Raw genomic sequence first — 15,978 nt, 5'->3', positions numbered from 1 at the left:
GGCATCGGCGACCAGCGGTGGTCGCATGATGAGCCAAATCGCCTTGCCGCTCGTCTGGCCCGCGGATCCCCGCGACGATGAGTTCCTGGTCACCGAATCGAACGCTCGCGCCGTCAGCGCGCTGGATCACTGGGCGACATGGCCGGTCATGACGTCGTTGCTGGTCGGCCCGCGCAAGTCCGGCCGCAGCCTCCTGGCGCGCATATTCGCGGCGAAGAGCGGGGGAATGATCATCGACGACGCGCCGTTGCGCGCGGAGGACGAGCTTTTCCATGCCTGGAACGACGCGCAGGCATCTCGTCGCCCACTGCTGCTGGTAAGCGATGCCGCGCCACCCGCGTGGGACATCGCCTTGCCCGACCTGCGGTCGCGGATAGCGGCGACTCCGCTCGCGGTGATCGGGCCGCCCGACGATGCGCTGCTTCGTGCGCTGCTGGAACGTGAATTCGCGCGTCGCGGCGTCGACGTGCGGTCTGACGTGCTCGACTGGTTGGTTATACGGATTGAACGCAGTCACGTGGCTGTCATGCGCACGGTGGATGCGCTTGATCAGGAGGTAATGGAACGCCGGAAGCGGTTGTCCATTCCCTTGGCCCGGGAGACGTTGCTGGCTGCAGCGTTGATCCCCTCGACACCGGAGCCGTGATGACCCGTTCCCTTCGCCAGGCCCGCCTCGACTCGGACGATGATCCCTTCGAGGAGCGCGACAATGAGCGCTATTTCAATCGCGAACTGTCGTGGCTGGCGTTCAATCGCCGCGTGCTGGAGGAGGCGTGCAACACCGAGCATCCGCTTCTCGAGCGGTTGCGGTTCCTGTCGATCTCTGGATCGAACCTCGACGAATTCTTCATGGTGCGCGTCGCCGGGCTGAAGGGGCAGCAACTGCTCGACGTGGAGGCCAGGTCAGCCGATGGCTTGACGCCCTCGCAGCAGCTGAGCGCGATCACGACGGAGGCAGACGCGCTGCTCGCCAGCCAGCAAAACGTATGGCGCGACATTCGTCACGCGTTGTCGGCGAGCGACATTGAGGTTCTTTCCTCCAGCCACATGGATTCGCGGCTCTCGCCCGAGGACATGGCATGGCTGGAGACGCATTTCCGCGAGCAGATTTTCCCCGTCATCACACCGCAGGCGCTCGACCCCGCGCATCCGTTCCCGTTCATTCCCAATGCCGGCCTGGGAGTGATGTTCGATCTGGTGCGCCTGTCAGATGACGAACCGATCCGCGAACTCGTGATCGTCCCCAACGGGATGGCGCGCTTCGTCAGGCTGCCTGGGGAGTCGGCACGCTATATTGCGGTCGAATCGATGCTGAAGCGGTTCTCGATCATGCTGTTCCCCGGTTACCGGGTGGACGGCGCCGCGGAATTTCGGGTGTTGCGAGACAGCGACATCGAGATCGAGGAGGAAGCGGAAGATCTCGTCCGCTATTTCGCCAATGCCATCAAGCGGCGGCGACGCGGGCGGGTCATCCGTCTGGAGCTGGAAACGGGCATGCCGGAATCGCTAGCCCGGGTACTGAAGGAAGAACTCGGCGAGCAGGCGCTCGTTACCGAATCCGGGTCGTTCCTGGGTATCGCTGATCTCGGCAAGATCGTTGACGAGGACCGCCCGGACCTGAAGTTCGTGCCCTTCACGCCACGGTTTCCCGAAAGAATTCGGGAGTTTGGCGGGGATTGCTTCGCGGCCATCAGCGCCAAGGACATCATCGTCCAGCACCCATATGAGACGTTCGACGTCGTGCTCGCCTTTCTGAAACAGGCGGCGAACGACCCCGATGTCGTTGCCATCAAGCAGACGCTGTACCGTGCGGGCAAACAGTCCGCCGTGATCAACGCGCTGATCCAGGCGGCTGAGGCGGGCAAGTCAGTGACCGCGGTGGTGGAGTTGAAGGCGCGGTTCGATGAGGAGCAGAACCTGCTCTGGGCGTCCGCGCTGGAGCGCGCCGGGGTTCAGGTGGTCTACGGCTTCATCGACTGGAAGACCCATGCGAAGGTCTCCATGGTGGTTCGTCGCGAGGCCGGGCAATTCCGGACCTACTGCCACTTTGGGACGGGCAATTATCACCCGGTCACGGCAAAAATATATACTGATCTCAGCTTCTTCACAGCCAATCCTGCGGTCGGACGGGATGCGGCCCGCCTATTCAACTACATCACTGGCTATGTCGAGCCGGAGGACATGGAGCGCATCGTATTGTCGCCGCGCTCACTCCGCGCCCGTTTGATCGAGGAGATCGACGCCGAGATCGCCCATGCACGCGCCGGACGACCGGCGACCATCTGGGCGAAGATGAACAGCCTGGTGGACCCAGCGATCATCGAGAAGCTCTATGAAGCGAGCGGGGCAGGGGTCCAGATCGACCTCGTCGTACGGGGCATCTGTTGCCTGCGCCCGCGCGTACCGGGGCTTTCCGAAAATATTCGGGTAAAATCCATCATAGGCCGTTTCCTTGAACACAGCCGTATCGCGGTTTTCGGGAACGGGCAGACCCTCCCAAACGATGATGCGCATGTCTTCATTTCGTCAGCGGACTGGATGCCGCGCAACTTTGACCGCCGGGTCGAATATATGCTGCCGCTGGAGAGTGGCACCGTTCACGATCAGGTTCTCGATCAGGTGATGGTTGCCAATCTCATCGATACCGAACAAAGCTGGGACCTGTACGCCGATGGCAGCTATCAGCGCACAAGTATCGGCGATAAGCCGTTCAACCTTCATCGTTATTTCATGACGAACCCCTCCTTGTCAGGGCGTGGGGCCGCCCTTGCCGAAGGGGGCGAGGTACCGAAGCTCTCGCTGCGGCGCTGATGGTGAGGGAAGCGCGAACCGCCATCATCGACATCGGGTCGAACTCGATCCGTCTGGTCGTTTATCAGGGGCCTCGGCGCCTGCCGACCGTGCTGTTCAACGAGAAGGTGCTGGCGGGTCTCGGGCGCAGCCTCGCGAAGACAGGGGCTATCGACGGGCAGGCGATGGCGCTTGCTGGCACCGCGCTGTCGCGATTTGCGGCGCTGGCGCGTGAGATGGAGTGCGATGAAGTGCGGACCGTTGCGACTGCAGCGGTGCGTGATGCCGCCAATGGTGCGGAGTTGATCGCACTGGCGGCGAAAAACGGCCTGCCCGTCGAACTGCTATCGGGTGAAGAAGAGGCACGATCGGCCGGTTATGGGGTACTTTCGGCCATTCCCGATGCTGACGGCATTGTCGGTGATCTGGGGGGCGGCAGCCTTGAACTGGTGAGGGTCTGCAAGGGCCGTGTAGATGAGCATGCCTCTTTCCCGCTCGGGGTTCTTCGTCTTGCTGATCTGCGCGCAAAGGAAGGCTTTGATCGCCGCGTGGGCGCCGTCCTGCGTGATGCGGGTTGGTCGAATGCGGGTGCCGGCAAGCCATTCTACTTGGTCGGCGGGTCGTGGCGATCGCTGGCGAGGGTAGACATTCGGGATCGGGGTTATCCGCTGCCGATCCTTCATGGCTATGCCATGCCTCCCGCGCGCATTTCGTTGCTGCGGCGCAAGCTGCCCACGCTGGAGAAAGGCTGGTTCAGAAGCGTGCCGCATCTCTCGGGTGGTCGCGTCCCGACGCTTGGCGCCGCCGCTGATCTGCTTGATGTATTGCTGCCGGTGATTGGATCACGCGAGACCGTGGTGTCGGCTTTCGGGCTGCGCGAAGGCCTGTTGTATCGGCAATTGTCCCCGGCCGAGTCTCGACTGGATCCCTTGATTGTTGCCGCACGTGACGAGGGCCGGCACCGGGGACGGTTTCCCGAGCATGGCGATCTTCTGAACAACTGGATCTCACCCCTGTTTGTGGATGAGTCGCCAGCGGATGGGCGCTTGCGCCATGCGACATGCCTGCTGGCGGATACGAGCTGGCGGGCCAACCCGGAGTTCCGGGTTGCGTTGGGGATCGAGACAGCCCTGCATGGCAATTGGGTAGCGGTCGACGGGCGCGGGCGCGTCATGATGGCGGCCGCGCTGGCCGCGAGCCTGGGTGCGCAGCCGCCTTATCCTGATCCACTGCCCGCGCTCGCAAGCCCTGACGATCTTCAGCGGGCAACGTGCTGGGGGCTTGCGATCCGGCTGGCACAGCGACTGTCGGGCGGGGTCGCGGGCCCGCTCAACCGCAGCAGCATTCGCCGCGCGGAGGGCGCGGTCGAACTGGTCTGGCACGACGCAGACCGCGCGCTGTGCGGCGAATCGGTCGAGAAACGGCTGAAAGGGCTTGGTGCCGCGCTTGGGTTGCCGGTCGGGAGCCGACTAGCGGCTGCAGGCGCCTAGGTCGATCCTGCGTTAGCCGCAGGACACCTGGGTGATAATACCCTCGGGAGTGGTCTCGATGTTCAGACGATCCTGCCGAAAATCCATCGTGAGCGCCGAGCCCGTGATGTAGGTCCGGACGACGCGAGCAGCCGCCGCACGTTGAGCAGCTTCCTGGTTTCCTTCAAGCGGCCGGCCCACGAACTTTTCCGCCGCGTTGGCGTTGCACATTGCACCCTCGGCTGAAGAGGATCCAGACGTACCGGTGGCACATCCGGAAAGCAGGACGGCCGCTGCCAGGATCGCTCTCATGCCTCATTCTCCGTTCGCGTCATCTTGAGCTTGCCGCCCAGAACAGCGAAACCAAGCCGACCCTCGACAAGATCCAGCGCGTCGCGCCCGAACTGATCAAATCGCCAGCCCTCAAGGATCGCCAGGTCGTGACGCACGCCAGCGGCGAGCGCCTCCAGCTCCTCGCTGCGGGCGAGCAATCGCGGCGCAACATCGATGTCGCGCGCGCGGATCTTGAGCAGCAGCTTCAACAGGTCGGCGACCAGCGAGCCATCCTTGCCAAGTCCAGGCTTGCGATCCTCGCGAAGCGGCATTTCGCTGGCGGGCAGCGGCTCCGCCGCTTCGATAACGCCCATCAGGCGCCGGCCGATATCGTTGCTCGCCCAGGTGGCCGAGAGGCCGCGCACCTTGGCGAGGTCGCTCTGCCGCTTGGGGGGATGGCCTGCGAGATCGGCCAGAGTCTCGTCCTTGACGATGCGGCCGCGGGGCAGGTCCTTTGCCCGCGCTTCCACCTCTCGCCAGCGGGCGATCGCCTTCAGCCGACCGAGAACGTCGGCGCGCCGGCCCGAAATGCGCACGCGCTTCCACGCGAGGTCGGGATCGTTGGCGTAGTTGGCGGGATCGGAAATGCGCTCCATTTCCTGATCGAGCCACGCCCCGCGCCCGGTCTTCTTCAGACGCTCCAGCATGCGCGGAAAGATCTTTGACAGATGGGTGACGTCACCGATCGCGTAATCGACCTGTCGCTGATCGAGCGGGCGGCGCGACCAGTCGGTAAAGCGCGCGCCCTTGTCGATCTGAATACCGAGCCAGCTGTCGACCAGGTTGGAATAGCCAATCTGCTCCCCCTGGCCGAGCGCCATCGCCGCGACCTGGGTGTCGAACATCGGATGCGGGGTCTTGCCGGTGAGATTGTAGATGATCTCTATGTCCTGCCCGCCGGCGTGGAAGACCTTCAGCACGTCCTCGTTATTGACCAGCAGATCGAGCAGCGGCTGCATATCGAGTCCAGGCGCCTTGGGATCGATCGCCGCGGCCTCTTCCGTGTCGGCGATCTGGATCAGGCAGAGTTCGGGCCAATAGGTATTCTCTCGCATGAATTCTGTGTCGACGCATACGAAGGGAGCATCGGCGAGGCGCGCGCACAGATTGGCGAGGGTGGCGCTGTCGGTAATTAGCGGGTGAACATGCATAAGTGCCGCCCCATAGCGGGGAGCGACCGGGTTGACAAAGAGAGGTTGGAAGGGGAGGGGCGCGGACCTCCAAACAAGCTTTTTCAGAGATTGCGGCCATGCACGCCTATCGCTCGCACACTTGCGCCCAGCTCAACGCCAACGACGTTGGCGCTGAAGTTCGTCTGTCCGGTTGGATCCACCGGAAGCGAGATCACGGCGGCGTGCTGTTCGTCGATCTTCGCGACCATTACGGCATCACCCAGATCGTCGCCGACAGCGACTCCCCGGCACTGCCGACGCTGGAATCGCTGCGCGTCGAGTCGGTGATTACCATCGACGGCGTGGTGAAGGCGCGGTCGGACGCGACCATCAATCCGAACCTGGCAACGGGCGCGATCGAGGTGTTTGCGCGCGGCGTGACGGTGCAAAGCCAGGCGCAGGAACTTCCGATGCCGGTTGCCGGTGAGCAGGAATATCCCGAGGATATTCGCCTGCGCTACCGCTTCCTCGACCTGCGTCGCGAAAAGCTGCACGCCAACATCATGCTGCGGTCGAGCGTCGTCTCCTCGATCCGTCGCCGCATGGTCGACCAGGGCTTCACTGAATTCCAGACGCCGATCCTGACGGCCTCCTCGCCGGAAGGCGCGCGAGATTATCTCGTTCCCAGCCGCGTGCATCCGGGCAAGTTCTATGCGCTGCCGCAGGCGCCGCAGATGTTCAAGCAGCTGCTGATGGTCGCTGGCTTCGATCGCTATTTCCAGATCGCACCGTGCTTCCGCGATGAGGATGCGCGCGCCGATCGCTCGCCGGGCGAATTCTATCAGCTCGATTTCGAAATGAGCTACGTCACGCAGGACGATGTGTTCGCGGCGATCGAGCCGGTGCTGCACGGCGTGTTCGAGGAGTTCGCCAATTGGCAGGGCAAGGGCCGCACGGTCAGCCCGCTGCCGTTCAAGCGCATTCCGTACCGGGAATCGATGCTGAAGTACGGCAACGACAAGCCCGATCTGCGCAACCCGCTGATCATCTCTGACGTCAGCGGATTTTTCTCGGGTTCCGGATTCGGGCGCTTTGCCTCGATCGTTGAGGCCGGCGATGTCGTGCGCGCGATCCCGGCGCCGAAGACGGCGGACAAGAGCCGCAAGTTCTTCGACGACATGAACGCCTGGGCGCAGTCCGAAGGGTTCGCCGGCCTTGGCTACGCAACCCGCAAGGGTGGCGAATGGGGCGGGCCGATCGCCAAGAACCACGGTGACATCGGTATGCGCGAACTGGCCGAGGCGCTCGGCCTTGGGCCGGATGATGGCGTGTTCTTCGCCGCCGGCAAGGAAGCACAGGCGGCGAAGCTCGCCGGCCTGGCGCGCACCCGCATCGCCGAGCAGCTGGACCTGATCGACAAGAACCGCTTCGAGTTCTGCTGGATCGTCGACTTCCCGATGTTCGAATATGACGAGGAAGCGAAGAAGGTCGACTTCAGCCACAATCCCTTCAGCATGCCGCAGGGCGAACTGGAGGCGCTGGAGACCAAGGATCCGCTCGACATCCTCGCCTACCAATATGACATCGTCTGCAACGGTATCGAGCTGTCCTCCGGTGCGATCCGTAATCACCGGCCGGAGATCATGTACAAGGCGTTCGAAATCGCCGGGTACACGCAGGCTGATGTAGACACGAACTTCGCCGGCATGATCAATGCGTTCAAATATGGCGCGCCGCCGCACGGCGGCTCGGCCCCCGGCATCGATCGTATCGTCATGCTGCTGGCTGACGAGCCGAACATCCGCGAAGTGATCGTCTTCCCGATGACGCAGAAGGCGGAGGATCTCATGATGGGCGCGCCCAACTTTGCCACTGCCAGGCAATTGCGCGAACTCAACATCCGCGTAACCGCGGATACGGCGAAGGACACAAGCAAGCTGGTGGCGCCCGACGCGGGCTAAGGGAACCGCGCGCGGTGGTAAGCGCTGAAAGCCTATGTCGCTTACCGCCTCGCGAGCCGCACTTCTCCATATCGCGCTTCAGGATCTGCGTGCCGGCAAGCAATTGCTGGTCACGCGGCTGGAGCCGCTGGCGGATGCGGCCAGCGATCCGGCGCTACAGGAAGTGATTGAGCGGGACCGCTTCAATGCGAAGCGCCACGCCGCCCGATTTGATGAGATGGCGACGCTGGATGGCGCGCCGGAAAACCTGTGGATGACCGGGATCCTGAACGATGCGGATCGCGATGCGCAGTCGCATCAGCGCGGGCCCTTGCTCGACACGGCGCTGATCGGCGCGTTGCGCAAGGCGAAGGCCGCGGAAATCGTTTCGATCGAAACCGCAATGGCGCTGGCGGCGAGCGAGGCGCCGGCGATGATGCCGGCGCTCACCGCCAATCATGCCGAGGACCGCGCGGTAGAGATGCGGCTGGCGCGTCTCCTGGGAACGATCGGCGGTCACATACCGGTGATTTGAGGCAGAGGCGTCAGCTCGCCGGCGCGAAGGCGCCGTCCTCCCCCATCACCCACAAGACGCCTTCCTTGATCGAGAACCAGGCACCGTGGAGCGATAGCTGCCCGGCATCTTCCGCAGCCCGCACGAACGTGAAGGTGCGCAGGTTGGCGATGCTGACCTTCACCGTTTCGAGTTCCAGCGCACGGATCGCGTCCTCTCCAGTGCCGTGATCGGTGGTGATCCGGTCGCGTGCCTCATCCAGCAGGCCGATCCAATTGGCGATGAAGCCGCCCTCGCCAGGCGTGGCCTCGGCAAAGCGCTTCGTCATTGCCGCATAAACGCCGCCGCACATGCCGTGGCCCATGACGACGATTTCCTGGACCTTCAGCTGGGTCACCGCAAATTCCAGTGCGGCGGACACGCCGTGGCGGCCGCCGCCCACCTCGAACGGGGGGACCAGATTGGCGACGTTGCGCACCACGAAGATCTCGCCGGGCGACGTGTCGAACACGGTGGTCGGATCGGTGCGGCTGTCGGAGCAGGCGATCACCATCACCCGGGGTGACTGCCCCTCAGCGAGGGTCGCCCAGCGATCCCGCTGGGTTGCCCAGCCCTGCTGGCGGAAACGGCGGTATCCGGCGATCAGATCAGTGAAGACGGTCATGCATCCTCCTTACCGCGTTGTTTCGTCCCGCGTCAGTCGCTATCTCGCGCCCGACATGACCGAAACACTGCCTCTCGCCCGGCCCGAGCGCGCCCGCAAGCCTGACTGGATCAGGGTCAAGGCGCCGACCTCCGTCGGTTTCGCCGAAACCAAGCAGCTGATGCGTCGGCTGAACCTTGCCACCGTGTGCGAGGAGGCGGCCTGTCCGAACATCGGCGAATGCTGGACCAAGAAGCACGCGACAGTGATGATCTTGGGGGACACGTGCACCCGGGCCTGCGCCTTCTGCAACGTGAAGACGGGCATGCCGCGCCCGGTTGATCCGCTGGAGCCGGAGCATGTGGCGGTCGCGGCCGCCGAAATGGGTCTGCAGCATATCGTCATCACGTCGGTTGATCGTGACGACCTGCCTGATGGCGGCGCGGCGCAGTTCGTGAAGGTGATTGAGGCGCTCCGCCGCAACACGCCGAGCACCACGATCGAGATCCTGACGCCGGACTTCCGCAACAAGACGCAGGCGGCAGTTGAATCGATCGTTGCGGCCCGGCCGGACGTGTACAACCACAATCTGGAGACGGTGCCGCGGCTGTACCCGACCATCCGCCCGGGCGCGCGCTATTATGCCTCTCTGCGGTTGCTGGAGAGCGTTAAGCGGCACGATCCGTCGATCTTCACCAAGTCGGGCGTGATGCTGGGCCTCGGCGAAGAGCGGTTGGAGGTTCACCAGGTGATGGACGACATGCGTTCCGCCGACATCGATTTCTTGACCATGGGGCAGTATCTGCAGCCGACGCCGCGGCACGCCAAGGTCGCCGATTTCGTGACGCCCAAGACGTTCGACGCCTACGCCGCCATCGCGCGTGCGAAGGGGTTCCTGCTGGTAGCGTCGTCGCCGCTCACCCGTTCGAGCTACCACGCCGGCGACGACTTCGAGAAGCTGCGCGCGGCGCGTGAGGTCCAGCTTGCCAAAGCATAGCGAAACGCGGGCCATGCCATACACGCCCGAGCAGATGTTCGATCTGGTCGCGGACGTGAAAGCCTATCAGGATTTCTTGCCGTGGGTCGTCGCGATGCGCGTTCGGCAGGACAGCGCGGAGGAAACGCTGGCCGACATGATCGTCGGGTTCAAGGGCCTGCGCGAGACGTTCACGTCGCGGGTCGAGAAGCATCGGCCCGATCGGGTGTACGTCGATTACGTCGACGGCCCGATGAAGTATCTGCACAACGAGTGGCGGTTCCGCCCGGACGGCGATGGCTGCCTCGTGGATTTCAGCGTCGACTTCCAGTTCAAGAACCGGATGTTCGAGATGCTGGCAGGGCAGGTATTCGGCCTGGCCCTGCGCAAGATGATCGGCGCCTTTGAGGATCGGGCCCGCGCGCTCTACGGTGAGGGCTCGTCCGACGGCGGCATCAACAGGTCGAGCGCGCACAGCGCCGCCTGAAGGCGCACGCCGGAGCGGCCGAGATCGCCAAAGGCGCGCTTGTCGGCGACCACGTCGGCGGGATCGCCGCCGCGTTCGGCGCGCGCAAACACCACGGTGCCGACGGGCTTCTTTTCTGAGCCGCCGCCGGGGCCGGCGATGCCGGTGATTGCCACCGCAACATCGGCACCGGTCGCCTCAAGCGCGCCCTGTGCCATGCTCCAGGCGGTGGCGATCGACACCGCGCCAAATGTCTCCAGCACATCGGTCGAGACGTGAAGCAGCCGCTGTTTGGCCTCATTGGAGTAGCTGACGATCGAGCCTTCGAGCACGTCGGAGGATCCCGGCACTTCGGTTAGGGCCGCCGCCACCAGCCCGCCGGTGCAGCTCTCTGCCACGGCGATACGGCGGCCTTTTGCGCGATTGGCCTCGATCACGCGCTGCGCAGCGTCGACGAGGTTCTGGGGGAGCAGGCTGTCGCTCATCGTTTCGCCGTGCAGACCGGCAGATCGGGAACGTTGGCCACAGAGGCTGTGCCCCGCGCCTTTTCCGCCTTCAGATGCTGAATCGTTGCGACAACGATGCCAGCGGTGTTGCGCGCGGGAAGGGGCTCCAGCAGCGTGACGATCCGGTCGATCGTGCCGCAATCGCTCTGCTGGATCTGCCCGACGACCATCGGTGCGATCAGGGAGGTGATCAGCGGGCGCGCGTAGTCCGACTGAAGGAGCAACATGGAGACACGCGGATCGCTCAGCTTCGCAATCGCCTGACGCGCCGTCGGCCAGGCGCGATCCGCCTCGGCCTGATAGCGCGCAAGGAACGGGCCGGAGGTACGTCGTACGATGCTTGTGGCAGGAAGCGCGGTACAGACACGCCCGGTTTCCAGGATGATGTCCGGAAACGTGACCGCTGCAACCGCCTCTGCTTCGGCTGCATTCAGGCACGGCGTCTGCGCCAGCGCGGTGGTCGGTACGGCAACCGCCGCCAGGGTGGCGGCGCACAGGTAGCTGAAACGCCTCATTGCGCGACTCCCGGCAGCCGAATGGTTGCCGCTGCCTGTGCCGCAATGCCTTCGCCTCTACCAGTGAAGCCCAGCCGCTCGGTCGTTGTCGCTTTCACACTCACGCGATCGGTTGGCAGGCCAAGAAGTTCCGCGACACGATGCTGGATGGCCGAACGATGCGGGCCGATTTTAGGCGCTTCGCACATGATGGTCAGATCGACGAATATGATCTGCCCGCCGCGCGCCGCGATGAGATCGGCCGCATGACGCAGGAACTGCCCGGATTCGGCACCGCGCCACTGCGGATCGCTAGGCGGGAAATGAAGCCCGATATCGCCCGCAGCGATGGTGCCCAACAGAGCGTCGGTCAGCGCGTGAAGTGCGACGTCCGCGTCACTGTGGCCGCTAAGCCCCTGATGATACGGAATCTTGACGCCGCCAAGCCACAGGTCGGCATCATCGACCAGGCGATGGACATCGAAGCCGGTCGCCATCCGCGTTTCCCAACCGATCCGCGCCTCGGCGGAGGCCAGGTCACCGGGCCAGGTTACCTTCTCAAGCATGGCGTCGCCCTGCACCATGGCGACGGATCCGCCAAGCGCCCGGACCATCTGAGCATCATCGGTTGGTTCACCACCCTCCCATTGGGTGTGGGCGCGGGTGAGGATGGCGCGACGAAAGGCTTGCGGCGTCTGCACGCGGGACAATTGCTCCCGAGGCAGCGTCGCACCGTCGATCGATATGATCGTGTCGGTGACCGGAAGGGTGGGGATGGCGCAATCTGCTGTCTCAAGCGCCCGCAGCAGGCGGTCGATGACATCCGCGGCAAGGAACGGCCGCGCCGCATCGTGCACAAGGATGCGATCCGCGTCCGACACTGCCGCGAGTCCGCGCGCCACCGACTCGCGCCGTGTTGCTCCGCCAAGTACAAAGCGTGCGTTCGGCAGGCAGTCGGCTAGCAATTGTTCCTGACCGGCGCCGATGACCAGCACGATCTCGTCGACAGCGGGATGGGCCGCTAAGGCTTCATGGCTCCACAGGAGCATTGGGCGGCCGGCAAGGTGCGCGAATTGCTTGGGCAGCGTGCCACCAGTGCGTTCTCCCTTGCCAGCGGCAACAATCAGGGCGACGGTTTTCATGCGCGGGCGCCTAGCGAGAAGCGCGACGCCTTGCCAGCGCCACGTTGATCGCCTACCTGCCCGTTTTTCAGGCAGACTGTTGATGCGTAAGCTCGCCCCTATCCAGATCGGACCCGTGCGGATCGACGAGCCGGTCGTGCTCGCGCCGATGACTGGCGTCACTGATCAGCCGTTCCGGACGCTGGTGCGGCGCTATGGGTCGGGCCTGAACGTGACCGAGATGATCGCCAGCCAGGCGGCGATCCGCGAGACGCGGCAGTCGATTCAGAAGGCGGCGTGGCATCTGTCCGAAGAGCCAGTCTCGATGCAGCTGGTCGGTTGCACGCCCTATGAAATGGCGGAGGCGGCCAAGCTCGCGGAGGAAAAGGGCGCCGCGATCATCGACATCAACATGGGCTGCCCCGTGCGCAAGGTCACCAGCGGGGATGCGGGATCTGCGCTGATGCGTGATCTGAAGAACGCGGGCGCGATCATCGACGCGGTGGTGAAGGCCGTGTCGGCGCCGGTGACGGTGAAGATGCGCATGGGTTGGTGCCACGACAGTCTGAACGCGCCAGAGCTTGCCCGCATTGCGCAGGATCTCGGCGCGAAGATGATCACGGTTCACGGCCGTACCCGGAACCAGATGTACAAGGGCTCCGCCGACTGGAGCTTCGTCCGGCAGGTGAAGGACGCGATCGAACTGCCCGTGATCGTCAATGGCGACATCTGCTCAATCGCCGATGCAGAGGCGGCGCTGGACCAGTCCGGTGCCGATGGTGTGATGATCGGGCGTGGTGCTTATGGTCGTCCCTGGCTGCTCGGGCAGGTGATGGATGCGCTGGCGGGCAGAACGCCGCGTGCGGACCCGTCGCTCGACGAACAATATCGCGTGATCGTAGAGCATTATGAGGCAATGCTGAGTCACTATGGCACGGTGACTGGCGTCAACATGGCGCGCAAGCATATCGGTTGGTACACCAAGGGAATCCACGGTTCTGCCGAGTTCCGCAACGCGGTGAACCAGCAGGCCGATGCGCAGCGCGTGCTCGCCATGCTGGCAGAATTCTACGCGCCATATCGCCTGAACGCCGCTGCCTGATGCAGGCGCGGCGCGGTCCCGATCCGGCCGATCTGTTGGCAGCCTTGCCAGTCGCCGTGATGGTCGTGGACCCGGAGACCAGGATCGCACAGGCTAATGCCGAGTGCGAGTTGCTCCTCAACCTTTCCGAACGGGCGATGAGGGGGCGGGCGCTCGGCGACGTACTGCCATTGCCGGATGAGGTGGACGGGCAGGAGGGAAGGGCATTCGCGGCCTTTGACCTCGCGTTGACGACGGCACGCGGCCAGCGGCTGCGCGTTGATCTGGCGGCGACGGAATTGCTGGACCAGCCCGGCTGGCGGGTCATCACGCTCCATAATGCCGCGACATCCCGGCGCCTGGGCGTATCCGCCGATCGCGCCGCGGCCGCGCGCTCAGCGGTCGGGGCGGCGGCCATGCTGGCGCATGAGATCAAGAACCCCTTGTCGAGCATCCGCGGCGCAGCGCAGCTGATCGCGGATGGTGCGGAGCCGGCTGAACTGACCCGCCTGGTGATCGATGAGGTCGATCGGGTGACGGCGCTGATCGACCGGATGGAGGATTTCACCGACACGCGTCCGCTCGCCGTGGAGCCGCTCAACATCTATCCGTTGCTGGCGCACGCGCGCGATGCGGCAAGTGCCGGGTTTGCCCGGGGGATCACGATCGAGGAGCGCTTCGATCCGTCGCTCCCCCCGGCGCTCGCAAATCGCGATGCCTTGTTGCAGGTCCTGCTCAACCTGATGAAGAATGCGGCCACCGCCCTTGGCCCGATCGGCGAGCGGCGGATCACGCTGACCACCTCGTTCCGGCTCGGCATGTCGGTTGCCCCTGCGCCGGGCCGCCCGCGCACGCCATTGCCCATCGAGATCTGCGTGATCGATAGCGGTCCGGGGGCGCCCGAGGATATTGCCGAGCATTTGTTCGATCCGTTCGTGTCCAGCCGTCCGGAGGGGAAGGGCTTGGGCCTCGCGCTGGTCGACAAGCTGGTCCGGGATATGGGCGGGATCGTCCAATATTCGCGTGAAGGCATACCGAACGAGACGGTGTTCCGGATCCTGCTGCAGCGGGCCCCCGACTGATGGCGGGCGGCGCGATCCTGCTGGTTGATGATGATGACGCGATCCGGGTGGTCGTGGCCCAGGCGCTGCGACGTGCTGGTCATAATGTGCGCACCGCGTCGAACATCGCCGACCTGGACCGCGAACTCGCCGCCGGCCGGCCGGATGTTCTGCTGACCGACGTGGTGCTGCCCGATGGCGATGGCATCGACGTGACCGAGCGCCTGTCCCGCGAGTTGCCGAACCTTCCCGTCATCGTTCTCTCCGCCCGCAACACGCTGACCACCGCTGTCCGCGCGAACGAGGCTGGCGCCTATGATTACCTGCCGAAGCCCTTCGATCTCGAAACGCTGACTCGCACCGTCGCAGCCGCTCTGGCTCGTCGTCGCGAGCTTGCACCGCGCAGCGAGGACGGGGAGGACGCCAGCCTGCCGCTGATCGGCCGTTCGCCGGCGATGCAGGAGGTTTACCGCGTCATTGCCCGAGTCGTCTCGAATGACCTGACGGTTCTCATTTCCGGTGAGTCGGGGACGGGCAAGGAGTTGGTTGCGCGCGCCATCCACGACTTGGGACCGCGCCGTTCCGCGCCCTTCGTGGCGATCAACATGGCTGCAATCCCGCGGGACCTGATCGAGGCGGAGCTGTTCGGGTATGAACGCGGCGCGTTCACAGGCGCGGCGCAGCGCACGGCGGGGCGGTTCGAACAGGCCGCGGGGGGCACATTGTTCCTTGATGAGATTGGCGACATGCCGATCGAGGCGCAGACGCGATTGCTGCGCGTGCTTCAGTCCGGCGAGTTCACGACGGTGGGCGGTGCGCGGATCATGCGCGCCGACGTCCGGATCGTCGCGGCCACCAATCGCGCGCTCCAGCAGGCCGTTGCCAACGGGCAGTTTCGCGAAGACCTCTATTACCGCCTGAACGTCGTTCCGATCGATCTTCCCGCGCTACGCGAGCGGCGCGAGGACATTGCGATCCTGGCCCGCCATTTTCTCGAGCGCGCAGCGGACGCAGGCTTGCCGCGCAAGGTCCTCGATGATGACGCGGTGACATCGCTGGCTGAGCATGACTGGCCGGGCAATGTCCGCCAGCTCGAAAACCTGATGCGACGCCTGGCGGCGCTGTCACGGGACGAGAGGATTTCGGCGGGCGAAATCGCGGCCATGCTGGGGCAGGGCGGGGGGCAGGCAGTCTCGCTGCCTGCCGATCTCGGGCTGGAGGCTGCGGTCCGCGCCTTCATCGAACGGCTGGCCCGCTGTGATCCGAGGGCGCTGGACGATGGGACGCTCTATGACCGGCTGCTGGCCGAGGTGGAGCGTCCCTTGATCGAGGTGATGCTGGCTCGCCACGGTGGCAATCAACTCCGCGCCGCTCGGGCGATCGGATTGAACCGGAACACCCTGAGAAAACGGCTGGATACGCTTGGGATAGATCCCGCCGCCCGCCCACCCGCACCAGAGGCGCGGTGAACG

16 protein-coding genes are annotated in these 15,978 nt (G+C 64.6%); 10 read left to right on the top strand and 6 right to left on the bottom strand.

Translation table 11 applies throughout. The features are described 5' to 3' along the window. Positions 1–28 precede the first annotated feature (28 nt). From XM50_RS14960 to XM50_RS14950, 3 genes are read left to right on the top strand one after another with little or no spacing between them, the layout of a single operon-like run. Positions 29–646 (top strand): HdaA/DnaA family protein, encoded by a 618-nt coding sequence (locus tag XM50_RS14960; RefSeq protein WP_046411734.1) that lies wholly within the window; start codon positions 29–31, stop codon positions 644–646. Beyond that, positions 646–2,811: an RNA degradosome polyphosphate kinase gene (locus XM50_RS14955; protein WP_046410610.1), complete on the top strand. Its 2,166-nt coding sequence runs from the start codon at positions 646–648 to the stop codon at positions 2,809–2,811. Before XM50_RS14960 ends, XM50_RS14955 begins: the two co-directional genes overlap by 1 nt. Then, a complete protein-coding gene (locus tag XM50_RS14950) occupies positions 2,811–4,280 on the top strand; it encodes a Ppx/GppA family phosphatase (RefSeq protein WP_046410608.1) in 1,470 nt (489 codons plus the stop codon). Before XM50_RS14955 ends, XM50_RS14950 begins: the two co-directional genes overlap by 1 nt. Positions 4,281–4,292: 12 nt before the next feature. Here the strand turns inward: XM50_RS14950 and XM50_RS14945 are convergent, their stop codons facing one another. Next, complete coding sequence (locus XM50_RS14945; RefSeq protein WP_082103114.1) at positions 4,293–4,571, bottom strand: I78 family peptidase inhibitor; 279 nt, start codon at positions 4,569–4,571, stop codon at positions 4,293–4,295. After that, positions 4,568–5,743: a ribonuclease D gene (rnd, locus tag XM50_RS14940; RefSeq protein WP_046410607.1), complete on the bottom strand. Its 1,176-nt coding sequence runs from the start codon at positions 5,741–5,743 to the stop codon at positions 4,568–4,570. Before rnd ends, XM50_RS14945 begins: the two co-directional genes overlap by 4 nt. A gap of 98 nt (positions 5,744–5,841) precedes the next feature. Between rnd and aspS the strand changes: the two genes are divergently transcribed. Together aspS and XM50_RS14930 are read left to right on the top strand one after the other, a co-directional pair. Then, complete coding sequence (aspS, locus tag XM50_RS14935) at positions 5,842–7,665, top strand: aspartate--tRNA ligase (protein ID WP_046410605.1); 1,824 nt, start codon at positions 5,842–5,844, stop codon at positions 7,663–7,665. Positions 7,666–7,699: 34 nt separating this feature from the next. Next, entirely contained in the window at positions 7,700–8,179 is a 480-nt protein-coding gene (locus tag XM50_RS14930) for a DUF892 family protein (RefSeq protein ID WP_046410604.1), read from the top strand. Positions 8,180–8,189: 10 nt separating this feature from the next. Here the strand turns inward: XM50_RS14930 and XM50_RS14925 are convergent, their stop codons facing one another. Beyond that, complete coding sequence (locus XM50_RS14925; protein WP_046410602.1) at positions 8,190–8,822, bottom strand: carbonic anhydrase; 633 nt, start codon at positions 8,820–8,822, stop codon at positions 8,190–8,192. A 55-nt stretch (positions 8,823–8,877) separates the two neighbouring features. Here XM50_RS14925 and lipA point away from each other — a divergent pair, with 55 nt between their 5' ends. Both lipA and XM50_RS14915 read left to right on the top strand, forming a co-directional pair. After that, entirely contained in the window at positions 8,878–9,798 is a 921-nt protein-coding gene (gene lipA / locus XM50_RS14920; protein WP_046410601.1) for a lipoyl synthase, read from the top strand. Beyond that, the gene (locus XM50_RS14915; protein WP_046410599.1) at positions 9,785–10,264 is read left to right on the top strand and encodes a type II toxin-antitoxin system RatA family toxin; all 480 of its coding nucleotides are present in this window, start codon (positions 9,785–9,787) and stop codon (positions 10,262–10,264) included. Before lipA ends, XM50_RS14915 begins: the two co-directional genes overlap by 14 nt. Here the strand turns inward: XM50_RS14915 and XM50_RS14910 are convergent. The 3 genes from XM50_RS14910 to XM50_RS14900 are packed head-to-tail and all read right to left on the bottom strand — an operon-like array spanning position 10,204 to position 12,385. Next, entirely contained in the window at positions 10,204–10,728 is a 525-nt protein-coding gene (locus XM50_RS14910) for a CinA family protein (RefSeq protein WP_046410597.1), read from the bottom strand. The genes XM50_RS14915 and XM50_RS14910 overlap by 61 nt on opposite strands. Continuing rightward, positions 10,725–11,264, bottom strand: coding sequence for a hypothetical protein (locus XM50_RS14905; protein WP_046410595.1), 540 nt, complete (start codon positions 11,262–11,264; stop codon positions 10,725–10,727). Before XM50_RS14905 ends, XM50_RS14910 begins: the two co-directional genes overlap by 4 nt. Continuing rightward, positions 11,261–12,385, bottom strand: a complete 1,125-nt coding sequence (locus tag XM50_RS14900; protein WP_046410594.1) for a bifunctional 2-C-methyl-D-erythritol 4-phosphate cytidylyltransferase/2-C-methyl-D-erythritol 2,4-cyclodiphosphate synthase — start codon at positions 12,383–12,385, stop codon at positions 11,261–11,263. Before XM50_RS14900 ends, XM50_RS14905 begins: the two co-directional genes overlap by 4 nt. Before the next feature lie 82 nt (positions 12,386–12,467). Here XM50_RS14900 and dusB point away from each other — a divergent pair, with 82 nt between their 5' ends. Genes dusB through ntrC form a run of 3 tightly spaced genes read left to right on the top strand, consistent with a single transcriptional unit; the run spans position 12,468 to position 15,975 of the window. After that, entirely contained in the window at positions 12,468–13,466 is a 999-nt protein-coding gene (gene dusB, locus XM50_RS14895) for a tRNA dihydrouridine synthase DusB (protein ID WP_046410592.1), read from the top strand. After that, complete coding sequence (locus tag XM50_RS14890) at positions 13,466–14,527, top strand: two-component system sensor histidine kinase NtrB (RefSeq protein WP_046410591.1); 1,062 nt, start codon at positions 13,466–13,468, stop codon at positions 14,525–14,527. Before dusB ends, XM50_RS14890 begins: the two co-directional genes overlap by 1 nt. Continuing rightward, positions 14,527–15,975, top strand: a complete 1,449-nt coding sequence (gene ntrC, locus XM50_RS14885; RefSeq protein WP_046410589.1) for a nitrogen regulation protein NR(I) — start codon at positions 14,527–14,529, stop codon at positions 15,973–15,975. The genes XM50_RS14890 and ntrC overlap by 1 nt, the downstream gene beginning before the upstream one ends. Positions 15,976–15,978 lie beyond the last annotated feature (3 nt).

Source organism: Sphingomonas sp. Ag1 (assembly GCF_000980895.1).
Classification (GTDB): domain Bacteria; phylum Pseudomonadota; class Alphaproteobacteria; order Sphingomonadales; family Sphingomonadaceae; genus Sphingomonas; species Sphingomonas panaciterrae.
This window is presented reverse-complemented; position numbering and strand designations above follow the sequence as displayed.

Coding starts and splice junctions, on each gene's coding strand:
- XM50_RS14960 (WP_046411734.1), top strand. CDS start 29: ATGAGCCAAATCGCCTTGCCGCTCGTCTGGCCCGCGGATCCCCGCGAC.
- rnd (WP_046410607.1), bottom strand. CDS start 5,743: ATGCATGTTCACCCGCTAATTACCGACAGCGCCACCCTCGCCAATCTG.
- XM50_RS14955 (WP_046410610.1), top strand. CDS start 646: ATGACCCGTTCCCTTCGCCAGGCCCGCCTCGACTCGGACGATGATCCC.
- XM50_RS14890 (WP_046410591.1), top strand. CDS start 13,466: ATGCAGGCGCGGCGCGGTCCCGATCCGGCCGATCTGTTGGCAGCCTTG.
- XM50_RS14945 (WP_082103114.1), bottom strand. CDS start 4,571: ATGAGAGCGATCCTGGCAGCGGCCGTCCTGCTTTCCGGATGTGCCACC.
- dusB (WP_046410592.1), top strand. CDS start 12,468: ATGCGTAAGCTCGCCCCTATCCAGATCGGACCCGTGCGGATCGACGAG.
- XM50_RS14930 (WP_046410604.1), top strand. CDS start 7,700: ATGTCGCTTACCGCCTCGCGAGCCGCACTTCTCCATATCGCGCTTCAG.
- ntrC (WP_046410589.1), top strand. CDS start 14,527: ATGGCGGGCGGCGCGATCCTGCTGGTTGATGATGATGACGCGATCCGG.
- XM50_RS14950 (WP_046410608.1), top strand. CDS start 2,811: ATGGTGAGGGAAGCGCGAACCGCCATCATCGACATCGGGTCGAACTCG.
- XM50_RS14905 (WP_046410595.1), bottom strand. CDS start 11,264: ATGAGGCGTTTCAGCTACCTGTGCGCCGCCACCCTGGCGGCGGTTGCC.
- XM50_RS14925 (WP_046410602.1), bottom strand. CDS start 8,822: ATGACCGTCTTCACTGATCTGATCGCCGGATACCGCCGTTTCCGCCAG.
- lipA (WP_046410601.1), top strand. CDS start 8,878: ATGACCGAAACACTGCCTCTCGCCCGGCCCGAGCGCGCCCGCAAGCCT.
- XM50_RS14910 (WP_046410597.1), bottom strand. CDS start 10,728: ATGAGCGACAGCCTGCTCCCCCAGAACCTCGTCGACGCTGCGCAGCGC.
- aspS (WP_046410605.1), top strand. CDS start 5,842: ATGCACGCCTATCGCTCGCACACTTGCGCCCAGCTCAACGCCAACGAC.
- XM50_RS14900 (WP_046410594.1), bottom strand. CDS start 12,385: ATGAAAACCGTCGCCCTGATTGTTGCCGCTGGCAAGGGAGAACGCACT.